Source organism: Streptococcus mitis, assembly GCF_946188585.1.
In the GTDB taxonomy this organism is placed as follows: domain Bacteria; phylum Bacillota; class Bacilli; order Lactobacillales; family Streptococcaceae; genus Streptococcus; species Streptococcus mitis_DG.
Map to the genome: position 1 here is coordinate 1 of NZ_CAMHVI010000057.1, position 233 is coordinate 233.

Annotated in this window: 1 protein-coding gene; it reads left to right on the top strand. The window is 52.4% G+C overall.

Translation table 11 applies throughout. The features are described from left to right. Nucleotides 1-233, top strand: a 233-nt coding sequence (locus tag N8M66_RS09390; protein WP_261047254.1) for a hypothetical protein, incomplete at both ends; no start/stop codon positions are given.

Consider the following 233-nt stretch of genomic DNA (forward strand, 5'->3'; position numbering starts at 1 on the left):
GAGCAAATTGATGATCAGAGGATCGATCTCTTCGGCCTCATGTTGATGACACCCTTGATGCTGCTCATGGTCGCCCTGCTGGCATTGTTGCAAAACACCCTCGACGGCACTCGGGTATCACTCAACCAGCTAGTCATTTTCGGGGTAATGGCAGCAGGTGCCTTTAGCTACTTCTCCTATCGCACCTATCAGGTCATCCGACGCCTACAGCATCTGAAACTCGGCTATGCCTG